Source organism: Duganella sp. sic0402, from assembly GCF_019219065.1.
Classification (GTDB): domain Bacteria; phylum Pseudomonadota; class Gammaproteobacteria; order Burkholderiales; family Burkholderiaceae_D; genus Rugamonas.
The window spans coordinates 190315-211202 of sequence record NZ_JAHUWK010000008.1; the positions used below are offsets into that span (position 1 = coordinate 190315).

Sequence of the window (20888 nt, forward strand, 5' to 3'; positions counted from 1 at the left end):
CTGTTGGGTTGAAAGACAGGTGAACTATAGGCTCATCACCACAACTGAAGTAGTCGCAATAAACCGTTTTAATAGCAACTAAAAGTTGATATAAAACTGCTCGCTGTTGTGCAGCCGTTCGACCGCGAAGTCGATGAAACGGCGCACGCGGCCCGGCATGTCAGCCCGTTGCGGGAAGTACAGGTAGAAGCCCATGCGTTCGCTGAGATATTGCGTCAACAGCGGTTTCAGCTTGCCGGCGCGGATCGCGGCAGTGGCATTGATGCTGTCGATCTGGCCGATGCCCATGCCGGCCAGCACCGCATGCATCTCGGTGTCCGGATCATTGCTAAGCAAGATGGGTTGTACGTGATGGAAGACCGTGTCACCATTCACCTCGAACTCCCAGGCCATCGCCTTGCCACTGCCAGGCTGGCGATAAGCGGTGCAGCGATGGGTGGCCAGATCCTGCAAGGTTTGCGGTGTGCCATGGCGCTTCAGGTAGGCCGGCGTGGCGCAGACAATTTGCTGCACCGGGAACAAACGGCGGCTGACGATCTGCGCATCCGGCGGATTACCGCCACGGAAGCCGACGTCGATGCGGTCATGCACCAGGTCGGCAAAGCCGTCTTCCTGAATCAGGTCAATCTGGATGCTGGGATAACGCAGCTGGAATTCGGCCAGCAGCGGCATCAGCACGCGGCGGCTGATAGAGCCGGATACAGCTACGCGGATCAGGCCTTCATCTTCGCGCGCAGCGTTGCGGGCGCGGGCCAGAGCGCCGACAACGCCGTCCAGGCTCGGCTTGATGGACTCCAGCAGGCGCTGGCCTTCCTCGGTCAGCGAGCTGTTGCGTGTGGTGCGGTGGAACAGCCGCACGCCCAGATGCTGCTCAAACTGACGGATGGTTTTGCTGACTGCCTGCGGCGTGGTGCCTTGCGCTTCCGCGACCTTGTTGAAGCTGCCCAGTTCGGCAGCGCGGATAAAGGTCGAGATAGCGCGCAGTTCATCCATGTTTGCGCTTGGCCAGATGACGGTCGAGGCTATTGGCGAAGTTCTGCCGGTCGGATTGGCTGAACGCTGCCGGACCGCCTGTGTCAACGCCGCTGCCGCGCAATTCGTCCATGAAGGCGCGCATGGTCAGCATTTGCGCGATGTTGTCGTTGGTGTAGAACTCACCGCGCGGATTGAGCGCATGGCCGCCCTTCTTCAACACATCCGATGCCAGCGGAATGTCACTGGTAATCACCAGATCGCCCGGCTCCAGCAGCCGGACGATTTCCTGGTCGGCGACATCCGCGCCCGACGGCACTTGCACCGAGCGGATGAAGCGCGATGGCGGCACGCGCAGCAGTTGATTGGCCACCAAAGTGACCTGCATCTGCACGCGGTCGGCCACGCGGTAGAGTATCTCCTTGATGACGGCGGGACAGGCGTCCGCATCCACCCAGATCTGCATTACAGATCGCCCCACAGTTCGCCATTCGGATTGGTACGCGGCGGAGTGACGCCGAAGTGCCGGTAAGACGCCGGCGTGGCAACGCGCCCGCGCGGCGTGCGTTGCAAAAAGCCTTGCTGGATCAGGTAGGGTTCCAGCACGTCTTCGATGGTATCGGCGGCTTCGCCGATGGCGGCTGCCAGGTTGCCGATGCCGACCGGGCCGCCGCCAAATTTGTACAGCACCGCTTCCAGCAGCTTGCGGTCCATGACGTCAAAGCCGACAGTGTCGACATCCAGCATGATCAGTGCTGCGTCGGCGACCGCCTTGGTGATTTCGCCGTTGCTTTTGACTTCGGCGTAGTCGCGCACGCGGCGCAGCAGGCGGTTGGCAATACGCGGTGTGCCGCGTGCGCGGCGGGCGATTTCACGCGCGCCGTCTTCGTCGATATGGGCTTTCAACAGTGCGGCGCTGCGGCTGACGATCTTGGTCAGTTCTTCGGTGGTGTAGAACTCCAGGCGGGCGACGATGCCGAAGCGGTCGCGCAGCGGATTGGTCAGCATGCCGGCGCGGGTGGTGGCGCCGACCAGCGTGAACGGTTGCAGGTCGAGCTTGACCGAACGGGCAGCCGGGCCTTCACCGATCATGATGTCGATCTGGTAGTCCTCCAGCGCCGGGTACAGAATTTCTTCGACCACTGGCGACAGGCGGTGGATTTCGTCAATGAACAGGACGTCGTTGGCTTCCAGATTGGTCAGGATGGCAGCCAGGTCACCCGGCCGTTCCAGCACCGGGCCGGAGGTCTGGCGCAGGTTGACGCCCATCTCGCGGGCGATGATGTTGGCCAGCGTGGTTTTACCGAGGCCCGGCGGGCCGAACAGCAGCGTATGATCCAGCGCCTCCTGGCGCTTGCGGGCGGCCGAGATGAAAATCTCCAGCTGATCGCGGATCTTGGCCTGCCCGACATATTCATCGAGATGCTTGGGCCGCAACGCGCGTTCGATCGCCTCTTCATGGGGAGAGGACGGCGCCGCGTCAATAATGCGCTGCTCGGTAAAATTGTCGGTCTGTATGCTCATACAGCTATTTTACCCTGCCTCGGCGCCTGGCTTAGTCAAGTTTCATCGCGGCCAGGCTGTCGAGTACGGAGGCGGAGGCACCGGTGATCCGTTTGCGGTCGATCAGCCTTTGGAGAGGGCTTTGAGAGCTTGCTTGATGCCGTCGGAGACGCTGGCGCCGGCAGGGACGGTTTTCAGTGCCAGCAAGGCTTCCTTGTCGGAGTAGCCCAAAGCGACCAGCGCGTTGAGGATGTCGGATTGTGCGTCCGGCGCAGCGTGCGCGCCGCCGGCGCCGATATCCGCGCCCAGCTTGCCTTTCAGTTCCAGCAGCAGACGTTCGGCCGTTTTCTTGCCGATGCCTGGTACTTTTACCAGACGGCCAGCCTCCTGCAAGGTCACCGCTTGCGCCAGGTCGGCGATCGACATGCCGGACAGGATAGACAGCGCGGTGCGCGCACCCACGCCAGTAATCTTGATCAGCTGGCGAAACACCGCACGCTCCTCGGCATTGCCGAAGCCGAACAGCAAATGCGCATCCTCGCGGATCGCCTGGTGCGTGAACAGCACCACTTTCTCGCCCACGCCAGGCAGGTTGTAGAAGGTGCTCATCGACACATCGACTTCATAGCCGACGCCACCTACATCCACCAGCAATTGCGGCGGATTTTTTTCAAGCAGAATCCCGGAGAGACGTCCGATCATTGTTTACCTTTAAGAAGTTAGCCGACCAGGCGGCCACGGCGCATGCGCAGACCAGCCAACGGGCCGTTGGCGGTGGCATTGGTGCCGCCGGCAATCAGCGTCAGCGTTTCGCTGCTGTGGGCATGGCAGATGGCGATACCCAGCGCATCGGCCGCATCGGTGCCTGGCAAGCCTGGCAATTGCAACAGGCGCGCGACCATGTCCTGCATCTGCGCCTTGACCGCGCGGCCAGTGCCGACCACCGCCTGTTTGATTTGTGTTGGGGAATACTCGGCCACGCTCAGTTCCGCCGACACCAGCGCGCAAATTGCCGCGCCACGGGCCTGGCCCAGCAGCAAAGTCGATTGCGGATTGACGTTGACGAAGACCTGCTCAATGGCGGCGCAATCCGGGCCATAGGTGCGCGCGACTTCGCCCACACCGTCCAGTATCACCTTGAGCCGCGTCGGCAGATCGCCCTCGCCGCTCTTGATGGTGCCGGAGGCGATGTAGCGCAACTTGCTGCCCTGCTTTTGAATGACGCCAAAGCCAGTGGTGCGCAAGCCGGGGTCGATGCCGAGAATTATCATTTACAGATTGTATGCAGTAAAGAAAAAGCCCGCAAGCAATGCGGGCTTTTGGACCGGGCCGTGTTCCGATTAATGACGGAAGTGACGAGTACCCGTGTACACCATGACCACGCCGCGTTCGTCAGCGGCATCGATCACTTCCTGGTCGCGCATCGAGCCACCTGGGTGGATCACGCAGGTCGCGCCAGCATCCACCACCACATCCAGGCCGTCGCGGAACGGGAAGAAGGCATCCGACGCCACCACCGAATTGGCCAGCGACAAGCCGGCGTTCTGCGCCTTGATCGAAGCGATGCGGGCCGAGTCGATACGGCTCATCTGGCCGGCGCCCACGCCCAGCGTCATGTTATTGCCGCAGAAGACGATGGCGTTCGATTTCACGTACTTGGCCACGCGCCAGGCAAACATCATGTCTTGCAGTTCCTGCTGGGTAGGCTGCTTCTTGCTGACCACTTTGACATCGGCCAGCAGCACATTCTTCGAGTCAGCCGACTGCACCAGCAGGCCGCCGCCGACGCGCTTGAAGTCCATCGCGTTGACGCCATTGCCGAGCGGGATTTCCAGCAAGCGCACGTTCTGCTTGGCCGACAGGATCTGCTTGGCTTCCGCAGTGAACGACGGCGCGATCAGCACTTCCACGAACAGCTTGGCCAGCTCGGTCGCCGCCACGCCATCCACTTCGACGTTGAAGGCAATGATGCCGCCGAAAGCCGAGGTCGGGTCGGTTTGCAGTGCGCGTTTGTAAGCATCGGCCGCATTCGCGCCCAGCGCCACGCCGCACGGATTGGCGTGCTTGACGATCACGCAAGCGGCCGACTGGTCGAAGCCGCCCATGCTCTTCACGCATTCCCAGGCCGCATCGGCATCAGCGATGTTGTTGAACGACAGTTCCTTGCCTTGCAGCTGCTTGTAATTGGCCAGCGCGCCTTCGGTGGCGGCCACGTCGCGGTAGAAGGCTGCCGACTGGTGCGGGTTTTCGCCGTAGCGCATGTCCTGCACTTTTTCAAAGGCCACGTTCAGCTTGGCCGGATAGGCGCTGCGGCTGCCGTGCGCGCGGGTTGCGTCCAGGCTGGTCAGGTAGTTGGCGATGGCGCCGTCGTACTGCGCGGTGTGCGAGTAGACCTTGGTGGCCAGCGTGAAGCGGGTGTCGTAGCTGACATAGCCAGGGGCGTTGTCGGTGGTTTTCATTTCCGCCAGCACCACGCCGTAATCGGACGGATCGCAGATCACCACCACGTCCTTGTGGTTCTTGGCGGCGGAGCGCAGCATGGCCGGGCCGCCGATGTCGATGTTCTCGATGGCGTCGTCCAGCGTGCAGGTGTCCTTGGCGACCGTCGCCTGGAACGGGTACAGGTTGACCACCACCATATCGATGGTCGGGATGCTGTGCTCTTCCAGCTTGGCCACGTGCTCAGGGAAATCGCGGCGGGCCAGGATGCCGCCGTGCACTTTCGGGTGCAGCGTCTTGACGCGGCCGTCCAGCATCTCCGGGAAACCGGTGTAGTCGGCAACTTCGGTGACCGGCACGCCGTTGTCGGCCAGCAGCTTGGCGGTGCCGCCGGTCGACAGGATGTTGACGCCCATGGCGGACAGCGCGCGCGCGAAGTCCAGCACACCGGTTTTGTCGGATACGGAGATGAGAGCTTGTTTAATCATGGCGATGAAAAGACTAGGTGGTTGAATATTCGGTACAGCAACAGCGGCCGTCCCCAGCCACTCATTGCCGGATAGAACAGGCGCTTTTACAGCAGGCCGTGTTCCTGCAATTTCTTGCGCAAGGTATTGCGGTTGATGCCCAGCATCTGCGCCGCGTGAGACTGGTTGCCGTCGGCACGGGTCATGACCACTTCCAGTATCGGCTTTTCAACGGTCAGCACAACCATGTCGTAAATGTTCGATGCCTGTTGCTCGCCCAGGTCGGCGAAGTATTCTTCGAGACTTTTCTGGACTACTTCCTGGATACTTTCTTTGCTCATTTTCTTGTCGTTCGGCTAATTAATCTATAACGCTGGTAAATCGTCCGGCTTGTGGCTGGAAACGTTTACCCTTCTGATGATGTGACTTTTTTGGTGCTTTCGGCCCGCTTAAGCGGCCTGCAAATCTTCAGCGAGGCGGTATTGTAACCGTTCGCCGTAGCGCCACTGGGATTCGAAGAATTGATCGACCGCCAGCAGCTGCTCGGCAACGGACTCCAGCAGATTCATTTTCTGTCGGAACTCCTCGCCGCCCTGGAGGTCGCGCACATACCAACCGATGTGCTTGCGCGCTGTACGCACGCCGAGATAGTCGCCGTAGAAGGCGTAGTGGGCGCGCAGGTGCTCATCCATCAGCGCCCGCACTTCGTCCACATACGGCGCCGGCATATGCTTGCCGGTGCGCAGGTAATGGTCGATCTCGCGGAAAATCCACGGACGGCCTTGCGCGGCGCGGCCCACCATGACGGCGTCGGCGCCGGTATAGTCCAGCACGAAGCGGGCTTTTTCCGGCGAGGTGATATCGCCATTGGCCACCACTGGAATGGAAACCGATTGCTTGACGGCCGCGATAGTGTCGTACTCGGCGTCACCCTTGTAGCCGTCGGCGCGGGTGCGGCCATGCAGGGTCAGCATGGCGATACCGGCGTCCTCGGCGATGCGCGCGATGTTCAGCGCGTTCTTGTTCTCGCGGTCCCAGCCGGTGCGGAACTTCAGCGTCACCGGCACGTCCACCGCGCCCACCACCGCATCGACGATCTGCTTGACCAGCACCTCGTCCTGCAGCAGCGCCGAGCCGCACCAGGCGTTGCACACCTTTTTCACCGGGCAACCCATATTGATATCGATGATCTGCGCGCCGCGCTCGACATTGAAGCGCGCGCAATCGGCCAGATCCTTCGGATCGGCGCCAGCGATCTGCACTGCCTTCGGCTCCATTTCACCGGTGTGGTCGGTGCGGCGCGAACTCTTCTCGGTCGCCCACAGGCGCGGATTGGAGGCCGCCATTTCAGACACCGCATAACCCGCGCCCAGCTCCTTGCACAACTGGCGGAAAGGCCGGTCCGTGACCCCGGCCATCGGGGCGACGAAAACGTTGTTGCGCAGTAAATGAGGGCCGATTTGCACGTGCAATACCTGAAAGGGGTGAGAAGGAACCTTCTATTTTAACCGAAGCCCTGCTCAAATAATAAGCACTATTTTTTATGAATTCGGCAAATGTGCAGCCTTGACGTTATTAAATGACATCATCCATGGCGGCCGACGCAAGGTGCTCAACCTCGCCCCAGCTAGTGAGCGCCAACTTGCCACTCTCCACGACAAAGCGGTTGATGCTGGCGTTTTTCACCTGGAAATCACGTGGGCTGTCGAGCTGCATGCCGCGCGCCTCGCGGTAGGCGCATTCCAGCACGCCGCCGTGGGCCACCACCGCCACCGCCTGGCCTGGATGGCTTGCGGCCACCGCCTTCAGTGCGGCGATCACACGGTCGTAGAACTGGCGGAAGCTTTCGGCCAAGCGTTCGCCGTGCGGCATCATGGCGTCGATATCGCGCGCCTGCCACAGCTGGAAATCGGCCGGGTATTCATCCTGGATATCCTGGTACAGCATGCCCTCGAACACGCCATAGGCACGCTCGCGCAGTTGCGCGCTGGTCTGCAGCGTGATGCCGGCGTGGTGCGCGGCCACCGCCTGTGCGGTCTGCATGGCGCGTTGCAGGTCACTGGAGATCACTGCGTCCAGCGATTCTTCAGCCAGCGCGCGGCCCAATGCCAGCGCCTGGCGTTCGCCCTGCGGATTCAGCGGGATATCGATATGGCCTTGCAGGCGGCGCACGGCGTTCCAGGCCGTCTCACCGTGACGGATCAGCAAAATGGTGGTTGTACTCATGATTTACTTGGCGTTGGTTTGCAGCCAGAAAGTGACCGGGCCATCATTAGTCAGCGACACCTTCATATCGGCGCCGAATTGGCCGGTTTCGACCTTGGCGTGCTTCAGCCGCGCCTGCTCGACAAAGTAGCTGAACAGGCGCAGGCCATCGGCCGGCGCGGCGGCTGGCGTGAACGAGGGGCGGGTGCCGGACTTGGTGTCGGCCGCCAGGGTGAACTGCGGCACCAGCAGCAGGCCGCCGCTGGTGTCGGTGACGCTGCGGTTCATCTTGCCTGCATCGTCGGCGAACACGCGGTAGCCGAGCAGCTTGGCCAGCAGCGTATCCGCGTCCTTTTCGGTGTCGTTGCGTTCGGCGCAGACCAGCACCATCAGGCCGGCGTCGATGGCGCCGATGGCCGCACCGTCCACCACCACGCTGGCGCTGCTGACGCGTTGCAGCAGCGCGATCATGCGGACAGGGTCACGCGCGCGAACTTGCGCTTGCCGACTTGCAGCACGAAGCTGCCAGCTTGCAGCTGCAAGCCCTTGTCGCTGATGACCGTGCCATCCACGCGCACGCCGCCCTGCTCCACCATGCGCATTGCTTCCGAGGTGGACGCGCACAGATTGGCCTGCTTCAGCAGTTGCGCCACGCCCAGCGGCGCACCGCCCAGCGCCACTTCCGGAATATCGTCCGGAATGCCGCCCTTGGAGCGGTTGACGAAGTCGGCCAGCGCATCTTCCGCCGCCTGCTGCGAGTGGAAACGCGCCACGATTTCCTGGGCAATCGCCACCTTGGCGTCGCGCGGATTGCGGCCGCCGGCCACTTCGGCCTTCAGCGCCGCCACGTCGGCGATCGAGCGGAACGACAGCAGATCGAAGTATTTCCACATCATGTCATCCGAGATGCTCATGATCTTGGCGAACATGGTGTTGCCCGGTTCGGTGATGCCGATGTAGTTGTTCTTCGACTTGGACATTTTTTCGACGCCGTCCAAACCTTCCAGCAGCGGCATGGTCAAAATGCACTGAGGCTCCTGACCGTAGTCCTTTTGCAGTTCGCGGCCGACCAGCAGGTTGAACTTCTGGTCGGTGCCGCCCAATTCCAGGTCTGACTTCAGCGCCACCGAGTCGTAGCCCTGCATCAGCGGGTAGAGGAATTCGTGCACGGCGATCGGCGTGCCGTTTTTGAAACGCTTGGTGAAGTCGTCACGTTCCATCATGCGCGCCACGGTGTAGCGCGAGGCCAGCTGGATCATGCCGCGCGCGCCCAGCGGGTCGCACCATTCGGAGTTGTAGCGGATTTCGGTCTTGGCCGGGTCCAGTACCAGCGAGGCCTGCTTGAAATAGGTCATCGCATTTTGCTCGACCTGTTCCTTGGTCAGCGGCGGACGGGTGGCGTTGCGGCCCGACGGATCGCCGATCATCGAAGTGAAGTCGCCGATCAAAAAGATGACTTGATGACCAAGGTCTTGCAATTGACGCATTTTGTTCAGCACCACGGTGTGGCCCAGGTGCAGGTCGGGCGCGGTCGGATCCAGGCCCAGCTTGATACGCAGCGGCACGCCGCTTTGTTCCGATCGCGCCAGCTTTTGCGCGAACTCGCTTTCAATCAGCAACTCGTCGACACCGCGTTTGGTGATGGCAAGTGCCTCTTGTACGTTGTCGGATAAGGGCAACGCTACTTTAGAGGTGGCCGACGGTATCGAAGAAGTAGTAGTCATGTTTTTTAAGCGTTTTTTTCAGAAAAAGGTAGTCAGGCGCAGGAGTTTGTTATAATCCCCGATCGATCAATCTTGCCGCATGAAAACGAACAAAATAGATAATTAGAAGAAATAAAACGTTCCTGAATAGTTCAAGCGGCAAATTTTAACTGATTGCATGAACCAAATACATAAATTCACAAGCTCACGCTTGTTCAGTCTGCTAGGGTCTACGCGCAAGGCGCGCATCATCAGCGCCTCTGCTTTGTTTCTCGCAGTATGTGCTTTTGGTGCCGCCGGTGTAGCTCCACTCGCGCCTGACGCGTCGGACCTGCCAGTGAAAACGGTACAGGAAGCAGTTGCCACGCCGGACCTGAGCGCGCAAATCACTGCGCTCGACCAGCAATCTTCCAAGGCTCAGTTCGTTCACGAAGAGAAAATCCGCAACGGCGATACGCTGGCCACCCTGCTGCAACGCCTGGGTGTGGATGACGACGCGGCCGAGACCTTCATCAAGAAAGACAAGATCGCCAAGGGCGTCATGCAGCTGAAATCCGGCAAGCGGGTACAGGCGCAGACCGACGACGAAGGCAATCTGCAGTGGCTGCGCGCCACCGTGGTGGACGGCAAGGACGATCCAGTCACCAACATCAAGATCACCCGCCAGGGCAACGGCTTTGTGGCCACCGCCGAACCAGCCAAGCTGGAACGCCGCGTGGAAATGCATGCGCGTACGATTAAATCGACGCTGTATGCGGCAACCGACTCCAGCGAAGACGGCGCCAAGCTGCCGGACACCATCGTCAAGCAGATCATCGAAATGTTCTCGACCAACGTGGACTTCCGCGGCGACCTGAAACGCGGCGACAGCTTTAACGTGGTGTATGAAACCTTCTGGCAGGATGGCGAGTTCGTACGCGCTGGCCGCGTGCTGGCAGGCGAACTGACCAACAAGGGCACCACGTATCAATCGGTATGGTTTGAAGATCCGCAGAGCAAACAGGGCGGCGGCTACTACAGCTTCGACGGCAAATCGCTGAAGAAAGCCTTCCTGAAATCGCCGGTGGAGTTCTCGCGTATTTCGTCCGGCTTCTCGATGCGCGTGCATCCGATTTCCGGCCAGTGGAAAGCCCACAAGGGCATCGACTTCCCGGCGGCGACCGGCACCCCGATCCGCGCCGCCGGCGATGGCACGATTGAGTTTGCCGGCACCATGAACGGCTACGGCAACTTCATCATCATCAAGCACTGGAGCAACTACACCACGGCTTATGCGCACATGAGCCGCTTTGGCTCCGGCATGAAAAAAGGCGCCAAGGTTTCGCAGGGCGATGTGATTGGCTATGTCGGCACCACCGGCTGGTCGACCGGCGCCCACCTGCACTACGAATTCCGCGTCGGCGGCGAAGCCAAGGATCCTGCCAAGATGAACGTCCAGGCACAGGCGCCATTGACCGCCGCTGAAATGAGCCGTTTCAAAATCTACGCCAACGACATGACCCACCGCTTCGCGCTGCTACGCCCGGCTGGCGGCGGCGCGTCGAAGACGCAGGTTGCGCAAAAATAAGCATTTCAGCATCGATTCAACAGGCCGCCTCGTCGGCCTGTTTTTTATCATAATGCGCTTTCCTGGCTGCCTCTTCCGTGTGGCAGCACACGCATACTGAAAGACGCCTATGGTCACGCGACGGTTGCTTCTGCAGGCATCAGCCCTCCCCTTGGCCGCCAAGCCGGCCGTCACACTGAAATTCGTCTTCTCCCGCCCCTACGACAATCCGCGCACGCAATGGCTGATCAAGGTGTACCAGGACGTGTGCGCCATCAGTGGCGTGGGCTTCACGTTTCTCGACGTGCCGCCGAGGCGGGCCACCGCGATGGTGCTGGCAGGCCAGGCCGACGGCGAACTGGGACGCACATTTGACTACCAGGATTTCTTCCCCGGCCTGATACGCCTCGGTGAGCCCAACAACGCAGTCAACTTCTGCGTCTACGGCGCGGGGCCACACGCGCATTTCCCCGGACTGGATAAACTCAGGCTGCACAAGCTGCGCAGCGAGTGCCGCCGCGGCATCCAGGAACTGGAAGCGCTGCTCGGCACCCATGTCGATGCGGACAACTGGTCGATGATTGACGACATCGGCCAGGGCTTGCGCAAGCTGCAAATTGGCCGCACGGATTTGTATTTCGACGTGCAGGAGGCAGTCGATGACTACCTCGCCTTCCGGCTTTGCAATAGCCTGCCTGAAACGCCTGCCGTACGCCAGCTGGCGACCGTGCTGTCCACCACCGGGCATTGCTACCTCAACCGCGCCCATGCTGCACATGCGCCGAAAATGTCGGCTGCGCTGGCGCGGCTCAAGCACGACGGTACGGTCGCCCGTTATTTGCAGCAATCCTTGCAGGCATATCAACAGCGCTGCCGGCCAGCCACCTCTCGACTATAATTTTTGAAAATCACCAGAGGAATGCTATGGCTTTGTATATCGGTTTAATGTCGGGCACCAGCCTGGACGGCGTGGATGGCGCGCTGGCGCAATTTGATGATGCGGCCATCACCACCGTCGCAGCCGCTTACGTCGCCTTCCCGCCATCGCTGCGGGCTGAGCTGATGGCCTTGCAGGCCAGCGGCGACAACGAGATCGAACGCGAAGCGCTGGCCGCCAGCCAGCTGGCGCAGCATTATGCGCAATGCGTGGCCGAGCTGCTGCGCCAGTCCGGCCACACGCCAGCCGATGTGCGCGCCGTTGCCGCGCATGGCCAGACCATCCGCCATCGCCCGGAGCTGGGCTACACGCGCCAGACCAATCATCCCGCCCTGCTGGCCGAACTGTGCGGCGTCGACGTGATTGCGGACTTCCGCAGCCGCGACGTGGCGGCCGGCGGCCAAGGGGCGCCGCTGGTGCCGGCCTTCCACCAGGCGATGTTCGGTAAGGAAGGGCAGGCACGGGTGGTGGCGAATATCGGCGGCATCGCCAACATCAGCGTGCTGAAGGGCGACGGCCGCGTGACCGGTTTCGATACCGGTCCGGGCAATGTGCTGATGGACGGCTGGATCATGCGCCACCAGCGCCAGGAATACGACGCCGACGGCGCCTGGGCCGCCACCGGCAAGGTGATCCCCGAACTGTTGGCGGAACTGCTGAAGGAGCCGTATCTGGCCCTGCCTGCGCCGAAAAGCACAGGCCGCGACCTGTTCCACCTGGACTGGCTGGATGCGCGCCTGGCAGTGCACGCGCCGGCCGCGCCGGAAGACGTGCAGCGCACACTGACCGAATACACGGCCGTTACACTGGCGGACGCCGTCAAGGCGCATGGCGGCGGCGCGGATGCGGTCTACATCTGCGGCGGCGGCGCCTACAACGGCGTGCTGATGGAAGCGCTGGGCCAGGCGCTGGGCAAGCAGGTAATGGTCGCCTCCACGCAGGCGCTGGGCGTCGCGCCCAACCGCGTGGAAGCGCTGGCATTCGCCTGGCTGGGCCACCGCTTCAGCGAGCGGCTGGCCGGCAATCTGCCGGCCGTCACTGGCGCACAAGGCGAGCGCGTGCTGGGCGCGCTGTACCCACGCTAGCTCGTGTAATTAACCTCGATGGTCGAATGCACGATCTCTTCGTGTATCGACAGCTGATCGCGCAGCAGCGCCGGCGTTAGTGCGCGGTCGCTGCTGACCACGCTGACCGCGCACGAGTAGACCTGCTGGCCAACGCGCCATACGTGCAGGTCGGTGATTTTGGCGCCAGGATTGCCGTCTTCGACCACTTCGCGGATTTCAGCGACGACGGGCGCGTCCATTTCGCGGTCCAGCAGCACGCGGCCGGTTTCAGCGATCAGGTTCTTGGCCCACACGGCCACCAACACCGCGCCGACAATGCCCATCACCGGGTCCAGCCACGACCAGCCCCATAGCCAGCCGCCAGCCAGCGCGGCAATCGCCAGCACCGAGGTAGCGGCGTCAGCAATGACGTGGACGTAGGCGGCTTTCAGGTTCAGATCGTGGTGATGATGGTGGTCGCCATGCCCGTGATGGTGCTCATGTCCATGACTGTGGCCATGATGATGATGCGCGTCGCCAAGAATGAAGGCGCAGGCGATATTCACCACCAAGCCGATCACCGCAATGATGATGGCGTCCCGATAATGGATGGGCTGAGGCGAGAACAAGCGCTCAAAGGAGCTGAACGCCATCAGCGCGGCGATGCCGAGCAGCGATACGGCGCTGGTGTAGCCCGCCAGGATTTCAATCTTCCAGGTGCCGAAGGTAAAGCGCGGATCGCGCGCGTATTTGCGCGCTGCCGAGTAGGCGAACGCGCTCAGGCCAATCGCCAGCGCGTGCGAACTCATATGCCAGCCATCGGCCAGCAGCGCCATCGAGTTGAACCACCAGCCGGCGCTGATCTCCACCAGCATCATGACGGCGGTAATCCACATCACCAGCCGGGTGCCGCGCTCGGCGGCCTGCTTGCCTTGGTCAAAGACGTGATCGTGTGCGAGGTTCATTGCAGTCCTTATTTCAGATAGGTGCGCACCACGGCCAGCAGTTCCTCGACCGCGTCCTCACGCTCGGCTGCGCTGACGTCCGGATGGGCAACGTGTTCCTTGATGTGATCTTCGATCAGCTCGGCCATCAGGCCGTTGGTGGCGCCACGGGCGGCGGCGACCAGTTGCAGAATCTCGGTGCAGCCGCTCTCCCCTTCCAGCGCGCGTTCGATGGCCTCTACCTGGCCGCGTATGCGGCGCACCCGCGCCAGCAACTTGGTTTTGTCGCGTGTGGTGTGCACGGCGTCCTCCTCAATAAATATACTATAGGGGGGTATACTATCATCAGCACAGGCGAAAAAAAACGGCGACCCTAGGCCGCCGTTTTCCGGGGAAATCCGAACTTATACCGAGAACGACGAACCGCAGCCGCAGGTCGAGGTTGCGCTTGGGTTCTTAATAACGAACTGCGCACCTTCCAGGTCATCCTTGTAGTCAATCTCAGCGCCGACCAGGTACTGATAGCTCATCGAATCGATCAGCAGCTGGACGCCGTTCTTGACCATGGTGGTGTCGTCGTCATTGACGATTTCATCGAAGGTGAAGCCGTACTGGAAGCCGGAGCAGCCGCCACCCTGCACGAATACGCGCAGTTTCAGGTCGGGATTGCCTTCTTCTTCGATCAGTTGGGCCACTTTTTCAGCAGCGCTATCGGTGAAGATGATAGGCGCTGGCATTTCAGCAACAGCATTCATTTTTTACTCCTACGAGAAAAACACATTGGAAGCCATTATAGACCTTGGACAGTTTTCCTGCTCCGCCCAGCTTCAAATTTGATGATAAACCACACAAAATCAAGGCGCTAGATCAAGGCAGCAGCGCAATTTGCGTCAAACCGGTGGTTTCTTCCAGGCCAAACATCAGGTTCATGCACTGTACCGCCTGGCCGGATGCGCCCTTGACCAGATTGTCCTGCACCACCAGCACGATCACGGTGTTGCCGTTGTCCGGACGGTGCAGCGCCAGGCGCAGCATGTTGGAACCACGGGTCGAGCGGGTTTCAGGATGCGAGCCGAACGGCATCACATCGACAAAAGCGCTGTCTTTGTATTGCTCTTCGAACAATTTTTGCAGTTCTTCGTTGCTGATGTCCTTGGTCAGGCGCGCGTACAGCGTCGAGTGCATGCCGCGTATCATCGGTACCAGGTGCGGGGTGAAGATCAGGTTGACCTTGTCCGAGGTGAAACGCTGCAGCTGGGCCGAAGTTTCCGGCGTGTGGCGGTGGCCAGCCACGCCATAGGCCTTGAAGTTGTCCGACGCCTCCGAGAACAGGGTGCCGATTTCCGCCTTGCGGCCAGCGCCCGACACGCCCGACTTGCAGTCGGCGATCAGCGAGCCAGCGTCGATCACGCCGGCCTTCAGCAGCGGGTAGTAGCCCAGCTGCATGGTGGTTGGGTAGCAGCCTGGGTTGGCGACCAGATTGGCCTGCTTGATGTCTTCACGGTTCAGCTCGGCCAGGCCGTAGGCTGCCTGTTCCAGCAGGTCCGGGCAGGTGTGCTCGATCTTGTACCATTTTTCGAAGACAGCTTTTTCCTTGATGCGGAAGTCGGCCGCCAGGTCGATGACCTTGACGCCGGCTTTCAGCAACTCAGGCGCTTGCGCCATGGCGACGCCGTGCGGGGTGGCGAAGAACACCACGTCGCACTTGCTCAGGTCGGCGTTTTCCGGCGACGAGAATTTGATGTTCACGCGGCCGCGCAGCGAAGGGAACATATCAGCGACTGGCAAGCCGTCCTCTTTGCGCGAGGTGATTGCCGTCAGTTCCACATCCGGGTGGACTGCCAACAAACGCAGCAGTTCTACTCCGGTATAACCGGTGCCGCCGACGATGCCAACTTTGATCATTGTTCTTCCTTGAAATAAGAGTGAGGAGCCATTTTATCAGGCAACGACTACAGGCGCATGACCGTAGTCAGATGGAAAAAAAGCCGCCCGACACAAGGCCGGCGGCTTTTTCGGTGACGCGCCGCAAGCAGCGCGCCAGAGCGTAAAAATTAACGCTTCGAGAATTGTTTTGCGCGACGTGCTTTGCGCAGACCAACTTTTTTACGTTCAACTTCACGTGCATCGCGGGTTACGAAGCCAGCGCGTGCCAGGTCACCTTTCAGGCCCGAATCGTAGTCGATCAGAGCGCGGGTGATGCCGTGACGAACTGCACCTGCCTGGCCGGACTCGCCGCCGCCGTGTACGTTGACTTTGATGTCGAAACGTTCAACGTTGCCGGTCAGTTCCAGAGGCTGGCGGATCACCATCAGGCCGGTTTCGCGCGAGAAGTATTCCGACGCTGGTTTGCCGTTAACGATGATTTGGCCAGTGCCAACTTTGATGAACACACGAGCTACTGCACTCTTGCGACGGCCGGTGCCGTAATTGTAGTTACCGATCATGTCAGTTCCTTAGATTTCGAGTGCTTTAGGTTGCTGAGCAGCGTGCGGGTGCGAACCTTCAGCGTACACTTTCAGCTTCTTGATCATTGCGTAGCCCAGTGGGCCTTTTGGCAGCATGCCCTTGACGGCTTTTTCCAGAGCGCGACCTGGGAAACGCTGTTGCATTTTCAGGAAGTTGGTCTCGTAGATGCCACCTGGGTAGCCCGAGTGACGGTAGTAGGTCTTCTCGGTTGCTTTGGTGCCGGTCACGCGCAGTTTGCCTGCGTTGATGATGACGATGAAATCGCCGGTATCGACGTGAGGGGTGAACTCAGGTTTGTGTTTGCCGCGCAGTCGGAGTGCCACTTCGCTGGCAACACGTCCGAGGACTTTGTCCGTCGCGTCAATCACGAACCAGTCGCGCTGGACTTCATGTCCTTTAGCGGAAAAAGTTTTCATGTGATGACTTTCTTAATAAGAAATTACCGCTCAAATGGTGGTTCCGCTAAAGCTACAGCGGACTCGGCCTTTTTATTTACTTTCCTGAGCGAATGGAAAGCCGACAATCATAACCGCTTCAAGGCACTCACGTCAAGCCCGATATGGCTTGCAAGCCGCGCAAACACAGGGTTTGCGCGCTCCATTACAATATGGACAAAGTTTTTAACCCGGAGAATGCAATGGAATGCAAAGTTAGCTGGAATGGCCCATCGGGCATGAGTTTCCTGGCCCAGACCGGCTCCGGCCACCTGGTCAGCATGGATGGCGCACCGGAAGGCGGCGGCCACAACCTGGCACCGCGTCCGATGGAAATGGTGCTGCTGGGCACCGGCGGCTGCACCGCGTACGACGTGGTGCTGATCCTGAAAAAAGGCCGCGCCGACATCCGTGGCTGCGAATGCGTGCTGAAAGCCGAACGCGCCGACACCGAACCTAAAGTTTTCACCAAGATCAACTTCCACTTTGTCGTTACCGGCAAGGGCCTGAAGCCGGAGCAGGTCGAGCGCGCCATCACCCTGTCGCACGACAAATACTGCTCCGCATCGATCATGCTGGGCAAAACCGCCGACATCACCCATTCGTTCGAGATCATCGAAGAGGCTTAAGCCATGAAGCTCACTTACCTGCCGCTGCTGGCCGCCCTGTGCGTTCCGGCATGCTACGCCAGCACCGAAACCACCAGCGTCAAGATCGACGACACGCAAAGCGTCGGCAAGATTCAAGGCAGCAGCGGCGTGATCACAGTGAACGGTGACAAGGTCGAGTTGCTGAATCGCGTAGTCTACGTCAACGGCGTATCGTACGGTCCGGTGCCCAAGGTGGCCGACATCAAATACGTGGTCACGAAAAAAGACAAGACGTTGTACGTAGACGGCAAGCCGCGTCAGGCGGCAAGCAAACCATGATGCGCGCGCCCTGCTTGCTAGTGCGGCTGGATGCTGGTGCCGGCCGGGGTGTCGCGCACTGTGTAGCCGGCGTCTTCGATGGATAGCCGCAGCGTGTCGGCGTCGGCCCAGCGTTTTTCCTGACGCGCGAGGTCGCGTGCGGTCACCATTGCTTGCACTTCGCCCGGCACGGCTGGCAGCGCTGGCGTCCACGCGGCCAGTCCTAATCCCAGTACCTCATCCAGCCAGCGCAGCGTGGCTTTTTGTGCTGCCTCCGACACGTCGGATTTCAATAGCTCCCACATCAACGCCAGTGCACGGGGCGTGTTGAGGTCCTGATTCAGCTCTGCTTGCAGGGCTTGCTGGTAATGGGCGTCTGGCTGGCCGCCTTCTGGCAGGCGGTGGTAAGCCAGGCGCAGGCGGTTCAGTGCGGTCTGCGCGGCGTCCAGCGCCGCCCAGGAGAAGGTCAGCGGCGAGCGATAATGGGCTGATAGCACCAGATAGCGGTAGGCCAGCGGATCGACGCCGCGCTCACTCAGGGTTGCCAGCCGCAGAAATTCTCCGGCCGACTTCGACATCTTGTCGCCACCATCCACTTTCAAAAATGCACCGTGCAGCCAGTAGCGTGCTGGCGGATGCGCGTGGCAGGCTTCGTGCTGCGCGATTTCGTTGGTGTGGTGCACCGGGATATGATCCTCGCCACCGATATGGATATCGAACAGCGCGCCCAGGTAGCGGGTCGACATCGCCGAGCATTCGATATGCCAGCCGGGGAAGCCGCGTCCCCATGGACTGTCCCACTCCATCTGGCGTTGCGCATCGCCGCTGAATTTCCACAGCGCGAAGTCAGTGGGCGAACGCTTGTCGCGCAGCTCGACGCGGTGGCCGGATTGCAAGCCCTCAATCTTCAATCGCGCCAGATGGCCGTAGCGTTCCAGCTTTTGCGTGTCGAAGTAAATACCATCCTCGGTGCGATAGCTAAAGCCCTTGCGTTCGATGCCGGCGATGAAATCGATCTGCTCCTGGATATGCTCGGTCGCGTGCGCCCACACCGCCGGCGCCAGGATGTTCAGGTCGGCGATATCCTGCTGAAAGGCGCGGGTATAGAAGGCGGCGATATCCCAGGCGGATTTGCTGGTGCGGCGGCTGCCCTTCTCCATCTTGTCCTCACCGGTATCGGCGTCCGAGGTCAGATGACCGACGTCGGTTACGCAGATCACATGCCGCACCGCATAGCCGTTCAGCGCCAGCACACGGCGCAGCACATCGCCAAACAGATACGTGCGCAGATTGCCGATGTGGGCATAATCGTAGACTGTCGGGCCGCAGGCATACAGGCCCGCTGCACCAGATTGCAAGGCAACGAAGGGACGCAACGCCCGTTCGTAGGTGTCATACAGCATCAGCTCCATGGTGGCTCCAGAAAAGACAAAGGCCACAGGGAGCTGAACTCACTGTGGCCTATAGAAAACTGTAGATATAAAAAGAAAACGCAATCAGCAGGCTTCTATGGCCCGCGGGAACATGCACCTTGTTGATTTGGTTTCTTGAACATGGAATGATACTAACATGAATTTTGCGATTGAAACCACCGCCAGCAGCTACGTCCCCAACGCATTCCCGAGAGCGCTGTCGGCTCAGGCTGGCCGCGTGGCGCAACTGATACCGGATTACCACTATCGCTTATGGGCCTACCAGATCAAGCTCGGTGACGAGCAGCTGGCCATCCCGGTGCGCCTGTACTTTCCCGGCGAACTGCTACAGACGCCGCTGGATGACGATATCGCCCAGACCATGCTGCTATGCCTGGGCAGCCGCCATCACGACGGCCATTTGCGGCAGGCATGCGTCGCGCAACTTTTGCAGCGTAAGGAAGCATGGCTGGCGCCGTTCGTCATACAGCTACTGGGCGAGTACGTCGTGGAAATCGCCGAGGTCATCCGCGCAGGGCTACAGCAGGTGGACCTGGCGCCGTATCGGCAATTCATGGCCGACAATCCGCGCTATATTCACACAGTGGAAAGCAGGATCATCAGCTATTGGTCCTGCTACTACCGCCACGCCTATCCGCACCGCGCCGACTACCCGGCCAGCATTGCACTGACCTATCTTCAGATGTAGTACGCGGTGCTGGTCATGACTTTGCCCATGGCCGACATTACCGCCTGCACCGGCGCCGGCATTGCGGCCGCGCCGAGGCGCTGGGCGGCGGCGCCGTGTTCGATTTCATCGATGCGCATCTGGTCGACGATGGCGCGCGACTTGGCGTCCTGCGGCGGCAATTTATCCAGATGGCTTTCCAGGTGCGCTTCCACCTGGCGCTCAGTTTCCACTACGAATCCGAGGCTGCGCGCGTCGCCCAGCACCGCCGCCACCGTGCCCAGCGCGTACGAGCCGGCGTAGAACAGCGGATTCAGCACGCTGATATGCGAACCCAGCTCCTCCAGGCGCTGCGCGGTCCACGCCAGGTGGTCCTCTTCCTCGCGGCTGGAATGCTCGAACTGTTCGCGGATCGCCTGCGTGCGGGCGAAGCGGGCCTGCGAGTTGTACAGCGCCTGCGCGCACACTTCACCGACATGGTTGACGCGCATCAGGCCGGCCGCATGGCGGCGTTCGGCTTCGCTCATCTCGGCGTCGTCCGCACGCGCGCCCGGATTTGGCCGCGAAGCCGAGGAAATGCCGGAAATGACGCGCAACGCCTTGTCGGCGCCGGCAATGAATCGGTCCAGCGGAGTGTGGTGATAAGCAGCCATAAGCAAACTCGTGTTTCAGATGGAAAATCCCATTATAAAGGACCACCCTCTTATTTTGCTTCTGCGTCCTCACGCAACTGCCGCTGACGCTCGATGTAGTCGGCCACAGGGCCGCGCACATCGATTTTGGAAATGTCCTTGGCTACGCCCAGGTTCAGGCCCAGCAGGAAGGGGATATTCTCCAGCGGCACCTCGGTGCAGCAATCGCCAAAGGCTTTCAGGAAGCGCTTGGACTCGACCACCTCCACCACCTTGCCGCCACTCATGTACTGGAGGATGCTGGTGATGCTGTGGCCCTTGCCGATGGTCTGGTAGATGAAGCGGTTGAAGTCGCGGTCCAGCTGCTTGAAGTCCAGGGTTTCCTTGGTCATCAGGCTGGACAGGTAATACAGCCCCAGCGCCACGCGGAAGAAACCGCTGGACTGTTCGCGGTCGACGCCACTGTGCATCACCGCCAGTATTTTTTCCCTGAGTTGAGGATTCATGTTTGGCTACGCTCCCGTCTGCGACTATAGCAAGAGTTGCCGCTGCTCGTGTGGCTTGCGTGCAAGAATTTTAACAT

26 protein-coding genes are annotated in these 20888 nt (G+C 60.6%); 6 read left to right on the forward strand and 20 right to left on the reverse strand.

Annotated features, from left to right (window positions below):
- Positions 1-78 precede the first annotated feature (78 nt).
- The 11 genes from KW842_RS19325 to tyrS form a co-directional block, all read right to left on the reverse strand.
- A complete protein-coding gene (locus KW842_RS19325) occupies positions 79-993 on the reverse strand; it encodes a LysR family transcriptional regulator (RefSeq protein ID WP_218305750.1) in 915 nt (304 codons plus the stop codon).
- Positions 986-1438, reverse strand: a complete 453-nt coding sequence (locus KW842_RS19330; protein WP_218305751.1) for a YaiI/YqxD family protein — start codon at positions 1436-1438, stop codon at positions 986-988. The genes KW842_RS19325 and KW842_RS19330 overlap by 8 nt, the downstream gene beginning before the upstream one ends.
- The gene (ruvB, locus tag KW842_RS19335) at positions 1438-2496 is read right to left on the reverse strand and encodes a Holliday junction branch migration DNA helicase RuvB (protein WP_218305752.1); all 1059 of its coding nucleotides are present in this window, start codon (positions 2494-2496) and stop codon (positions 1438-1440) included. The genes KW842_RS19330 and ruvB overlap by 1 nt, the downstream gene beginning before the upstream one ends.
- A gap of 102 nt (positions 2497-2598) precedes the next feature.
- Positions 2599-3177, reverse strand: coding sequence for a Holliday junction branch migration protein RuvA (gene ruvA / locus KW842_RS19340; protein ID WP_218305753.1), 579 nt, complete (start codon positions 3175-3177; stop codon positions 2599-2601).
- A gap of 17 nt (positions 3178-3194) precedes the next feature.
- Positions 3195-3746 (reverse strand): crossover junction endodeoxyribonuclease RuvC, encoded by a 552-nt coding sequence (gene ruvC / locus KW842_RS19345; RefSeq protein WP_218305754.1) that lies wholly within the window; start codon positions 3744-3746, stop codon positions 3195-3197.
- 69 nt (positions 3747-3815) lie between these two features.
- Positions 3816-5402, reverse strand: coding sequence for a bifunctional phosphoribosylaminoimidazolecarboxamide formyltransferase/IMP cyclohydrolase (gene purH, locus KW842_RS19350; protein ID WP_218305755.1), 1587 nt, complete (start codon positions 5400-5402; stop codon positions 3816-3818).
- An 86-nt stretch (positions 5403-5488) separates the two neighbouring features.
- The gene (locus KW842_RS19355; protein WP_072788986.1) at positions 5489-5722 is read right to left on the reverse strand and encodes a helix-turn-helix domain-containing protein; all 234 of its coding nucleotides are present in this window, start codon (positions 5720-5722) and stop codon (positions 5489-5491) included.
- Positions 5723-5830: 108 nt separating this feature from the next.
- Entirely contained in the window at positions 5831-6847 is a 1017-nt protein-coding gene (gene dusB / locus KW842_RS19360) for a tRNA dihydrouridine synthase DusB (RefSeq protein ID WP_218305756.1), read from the reverse strand.
- A 109-nt stretch (positions 6848-6956) separates the two neighbouring features.
- Complete coding sequence (locus KW842_RS19365; RefSeq protein WP_218305757.1) at positions 6957-7607, reverse strand: histidine phosphatase family protein; 651 nt, start codon at positions 7605-7607, stop codon at positions 6957-6959.
- A gap of 3 nt (positions 7608-7610) precedes the next feature.
- Positions 7611-8057, reverse strand: a complete 447-nt coding sequence (gene dtd / locus KW842_RS19370) for a D-aminoacyl-tRNA deacylase (RefSeq protein ID WP_218305758.1) — start codon at positions 8055-8057, stop codon at positions 7611-7613.
- Entirely contained in the window at positions 8054-9310 is a 1257-nt protein-coding gene (gene tyrS, locus KW842_RS19375; protein ID WP_218305759.1) for a tyrosine--tRNA ligase, read from the reverse strand. The genes dtd and tyrS overlap by 4 nt, the downstream gene beginning before the upstream one ends.
- Before the next feature lie 157 nt (positions 9311-9467).
- Between tyrS and KW842_RS19380 the strand changes: the two genes are divergently transcribed.
- From KW842_RS19380 to KW842_RS19390, 3 genes are all read left to right on the forward strand, one after another.
- The gene (locus tag KW842_RS19380) at positions 9468-10856 is read left to right on the forward strand and encodes a peptidoglycan DD-metalloendopeptidase family protein (protein ID WP_218305760.1); all 1389 of its coding nucleotides are present in this window, start codon (positions 9468-9470) and stop codon (positions 10854-10856) included.
- Positions 10857-11007: 151 nt separating this feature from the next.
- On the forward strand, positions 11008-11733 hold the full coding sequence (locus KW842_RS19385) for a hypothetical protein (RefSeq protein WP_218305761.1): 726 nt from the start codon (positions 11008-11010) through the stop codon (positions 11731-11733).
- A 26-nt stretch (positions 11734-11759) separates the two neighbouring features.
- Entirely contained in the window at positions 11760-12857 is a 1098-nt protein-coding gene (locus tag KW842_RS19390) for an anhydro-N-acetylmuramic acid kinase (RefSeq protein WP_218305762.1), read from the forward strand.
- Here the strand turns inward: KW842_RS19390 and dmeF are convergent.
- The 6 genes from dmeF to rplM all read right to left on the reverse strand — a co-directional run bounded on the left by dmeF (position 12854) and on the right by rplM (position 16647).
- Positions 12854-13783 (reverse strand): CDF family Co(II)/Ni(II) efflux transporter DmeF, encoded by a 930-nt coding sequence (gene dmeF, locus KW842_RS19395; protein WP_218305763.1) that lies wholly within the window; start codon positions 13781-13783, stop codon positions 12854-12856. The two genes, KW842_RS19390 and dmeF, sit on opposite strands and share 4 nt — an antisense overlap.
- An 8-nt stretch (positions 13784-13791) precedes the next feature.
- Positions 13792-14064, reverse strand: coding sequence for a metal/formaldehyde-sensitive transcriptional repressor (locus KW842_RS19400; protein WP_218305764.1), 273 nt, complete (start codon positions 14062-14064; stop codon positions 13792-13794).
- 102 nt (positions 14065-14166) lie between these two features.
- Positions 14167-14517: an iron-sulfur cluster insertion protein ErpA gene (gene erpA / locus KW842_RS19405; RefSeq protein ID WP_218305765.1), complete on the reverse strand. Its 351-nt coding sequence runs from the start codon at positions 14515-14517 to the stop codon at positions 14167-14169.
- 112 nt (positions 14518-14629) lie between these two features.
- Positions 14630-15667 (reverse strand): N-acetyl-gamma-glutamyl-phosphate reductase, encoded by a 1038-nt coding sequence (argC, locus tag KW842_RS19410; RefSeq protein ID WP_218305766.1) that lies wholly within the window; start codon positions 15665-15667, stop codon positions 14630-14632.
- Between the two features lie 149 nt (positions 15668-15816).
- A complete protein-coding gene (gene rpsI / locus KW842_RS19415; protein WP_072789011.1) occupies positions 15817-16209 on the reverse strand; it encodes a 30S ribosomal protein S9 in 393 nt (130 codons plus the stop codon).
- A gap of 9 nt (positions 16210-16218) precedes the next feature.
- Positions 16219-16647: a 50S ribosomal protein L13 gene (gene rplM / locus KW842_RS19420; RefSeq protein WP_056157909.1), complete on the reverse strand. Its 429-nt coding sequence runs from the start codon at positions 16645-16647 to the stop codon at positions 16219-16221.
- Positions 16648-16868: 221 nt separating this feature from the next.
- On the opposite strand from rplM, the gene KW842_RS19425 reads away from it, so the two are divergent.
- On the forward strand, positions 16869-17294 hold the full coding sequence (locus KW842_RS19425; RefSeq protein WP_218305767.1) for an OsmC family protein: 426 nt from the start codon (positions 16869-16871) through the stop codon (positions 17292-17294).
- Positions 17295-17297: 3 nt separating this feature from the next.
- Positions 17298-17594: a hypothetical protein gene (locus KW842_RS19430; protein WP_218305768.1), complete on the forward strand. Its 297-nt coding sequence runs from the start codon at positions 17298-17300 to the stop codon at positions 17592-17594.
- 17 nt (positions 17595-17611) lie between these two features.
- Here the strand turns inward: KW842_RS19430 and cysS are convergent, their stop codons facing one another.
- On the reverse strand, positions 17612-18985 hold the full coding sequence (cysS, locus tag KW842_RS19435; protein ID WP_218305769.1) for a cysteine--tRNA ligase: 1374 nt from the start codon (positions 18983-18985) through the stop codon (positions 17612-17614).
- A 157-nt stretch (positions 18986-19142) separates the two neighbouring features.
- On the opposite strand from cysS, the gene KW842_RS19440 reads away from it, so the two are divergent.
- A complete protein-coding gene (locus tag KW842_RS19440) occupies positions 19143-19694 on the forward strand; it encodes a hypothetical protein (RefSeq protein WP_218305770.1) in 552 nt (183 codons plus the stop codon).
- On the opposite strand, the gene coq7 is transcribed toward KW842_RS19440, so the two are convergent.
- Together coq7 and KW842_RS19450 are read right to left on the reverse strand one after the other, a co-directional pair.
- The gene (gene coq7 / locus KW842_RS19445) at positions 19685-20326 is read right to left on the reverse strand and encodes a 2-polyprenyl-3-methyl-6-methoxy-1,4-benzoquinone monooxygenase (protein WP_218305771.1); all 642 of its coding nucleotides are present in this window, start codon (positions 20324-20326) and stop codon (positions 19685-19687) included. The genes KW842_RS19440 and coq7 overlap by 10 nt on opposite strands.
- A 50-nt stretch (positions 20327-20376) precedes the next feature.
- Entirely contained in the window at positions 20377-20811 is a 435-nt protein-coding gene (locus KW842_RS19450; protein ID WP_218305772.1) for a hypothetical protein, read from the reverse strand.
- Positions 20812-20888: the final 77 nt, after the last annotated feature.

Excerpts from the sequence above, each read along its gene's own strand:
- KW842_RS19325 (WP_218305750.1), bottom strand. The coding sequence starts at position 993 with ATGGATGAACTGCGCGCTATCTCGACCTTTATCCGCGCTGCCGAACTG.
- KW842_RS19330 (WP_218305751.1), bottom strand. The coding sequence starts at position 1,438 with ATGCAGATCTGGGTGGATGCGGACGCCTGTCCCGCCGTCATCAAGGAG.
- ruvB (WP_218305752.1), bottom strand. The coding sequence starts at position 2,496 with ATGAGCATACAGACCGACAATTTTACCGAGCAGCGCATTATTGACGCG.
- ruvA (WP_218305753.1), bottom strand. The coding sequence starts at position 3,177 with ATGATCGGACGTCTCTCCGGGATTCTGCTTGAAAAAAATCCGCCGCAA.
- ruvC (WP_218305754.1), bottom strand. The coding sequence starts at position 3,746 with ATGATAATTCTCGGCATCGACCCCGGCTTGCGCACCACTGGCTTTGGC.
- purH (WP_218305755.1), bottom strand. The coding sequence starts at position 5,402 with ATGATTAAACAAGCTCTCATCTCCGTATCCGACAAAACCGGTGTGCTG.
- KW842_RS19355 (WP_072788986.1), bottom strand. The coding sequence starts at position 5,722 with ATGAGCAAAGAAAGTATCCAGGAAGTAGTCCAGAAAAGTCTCGAAGAA.
- KW842_RS19365 (WP_218305757.1), bottom strand. The coding sequence starts at position 7,607 with ATGAGTACAACCACCATTTTGCTGATCCGTCACGGTGAGACGGCCTGG.
- dtd (WP_218305758.1), bottom strand. The coding sequence starts at position 8,057 with ATGATCGCGCTGCTGCAACGCGTCAGCAGCGCCAGCGTGGTGGTGGAC.
- tyrS (WP_218305759.1), bottom strand. The coding sequence starts at position 9,310 with ATGACTACTACTTCTTCGATACCGTCGGCCACCTCTAAAGTAGCGTTG.
- KW842_RS19380 (WP_218305760.1), top strand. The coding sequence starts at position 9,468 with ATGAACCAAATACATAAATTCACAAGCTCACGCTTGTTCAGTCTGCTA.
- KW842_RS19390 (WP_218305762.1), top strand. The coding sequence starts at position 11,760 with ATGGCTTTGTATATCGGTTTAATGTCGGGCACCAGCCTGGACGGCGTG.
- dmeF (WP_218305763.1), bottom strand. The coding sequence starts at position 13,783 with ATGAACCTCGCACACGATCACGTCTTTGACCAAGGCAAGCAGGCCGCC.
- erpA (WP_218305765.1), bottom strand. The coding sequence starts at position 14,517 with ATGAATGCTGTTGCTGAAATGCCAGCGCCTATCATCTTCACCGATAGC.
- argC (WP_218305766.1), bottom strand. The coding sequence starts at position 15,667 with ATGATCAAAGTTGGCATCGTCGGCGGCACCGGTTATACCGGAGTAGAA.
- rpsI (WP_072789011.1), bottom strand. The coding sequence starts at position 16,209 with ATGATCGGTAACTACAATTACGGCACCGGCCGTCGCAAGAGTGCAGTA.
- rplM (WP_056157909.1), bottom strand. The coding sequence starts at position 16,647 with ATGAAAACTTTTTCCGCTAAAGGACATGAAGTCCAGCGCGACTGGTTC.
- KW842_RS19425 (WP_218305767.1), top strand. The coding sequence starts at position 16,869 with ATGGAATGCAAAGTTAGCTGGAATGGCCCATCGGGCATGAGTTTCCTG.
- KW842_RS19430 (WP_218305768.1), top strand. The coding sequence starts at position 17,298 with ATGAAGCTCACTTACCTGCCGCTGCTGGCCGCCCTGTGCGTTCCGGCA.
- cysS (WP_218305769.1), bottom strand. The coding sequence starts at position 18,985 with ATGGAGCTGATGCTGTATGACACCTACGAACGGGCGTTGCGTCCCTTC.
- KW842_RS19440 (WP_218305770.1), top strand. The coding sequence starts at position 19,143 with ATGAATTTTGCGATTGAAACCACCGCCAGCAGCTACGTCCCCAACGCA.
- coq7 (WP_218305771.1), bottom strand. The coding sequence starts at position 20,326 with ATGGCTGCTTATCACCACACTCCGCTGGACCGATTCATTGCCGGCGCC.
- KW842_RS19450 (WP_218305772.1), bottom strand. The coding sequence starts at position 20,811 with ATGAATCCTCAACTCAGGGAAAAAATACTGGCGGTGATGCACAGTGGC.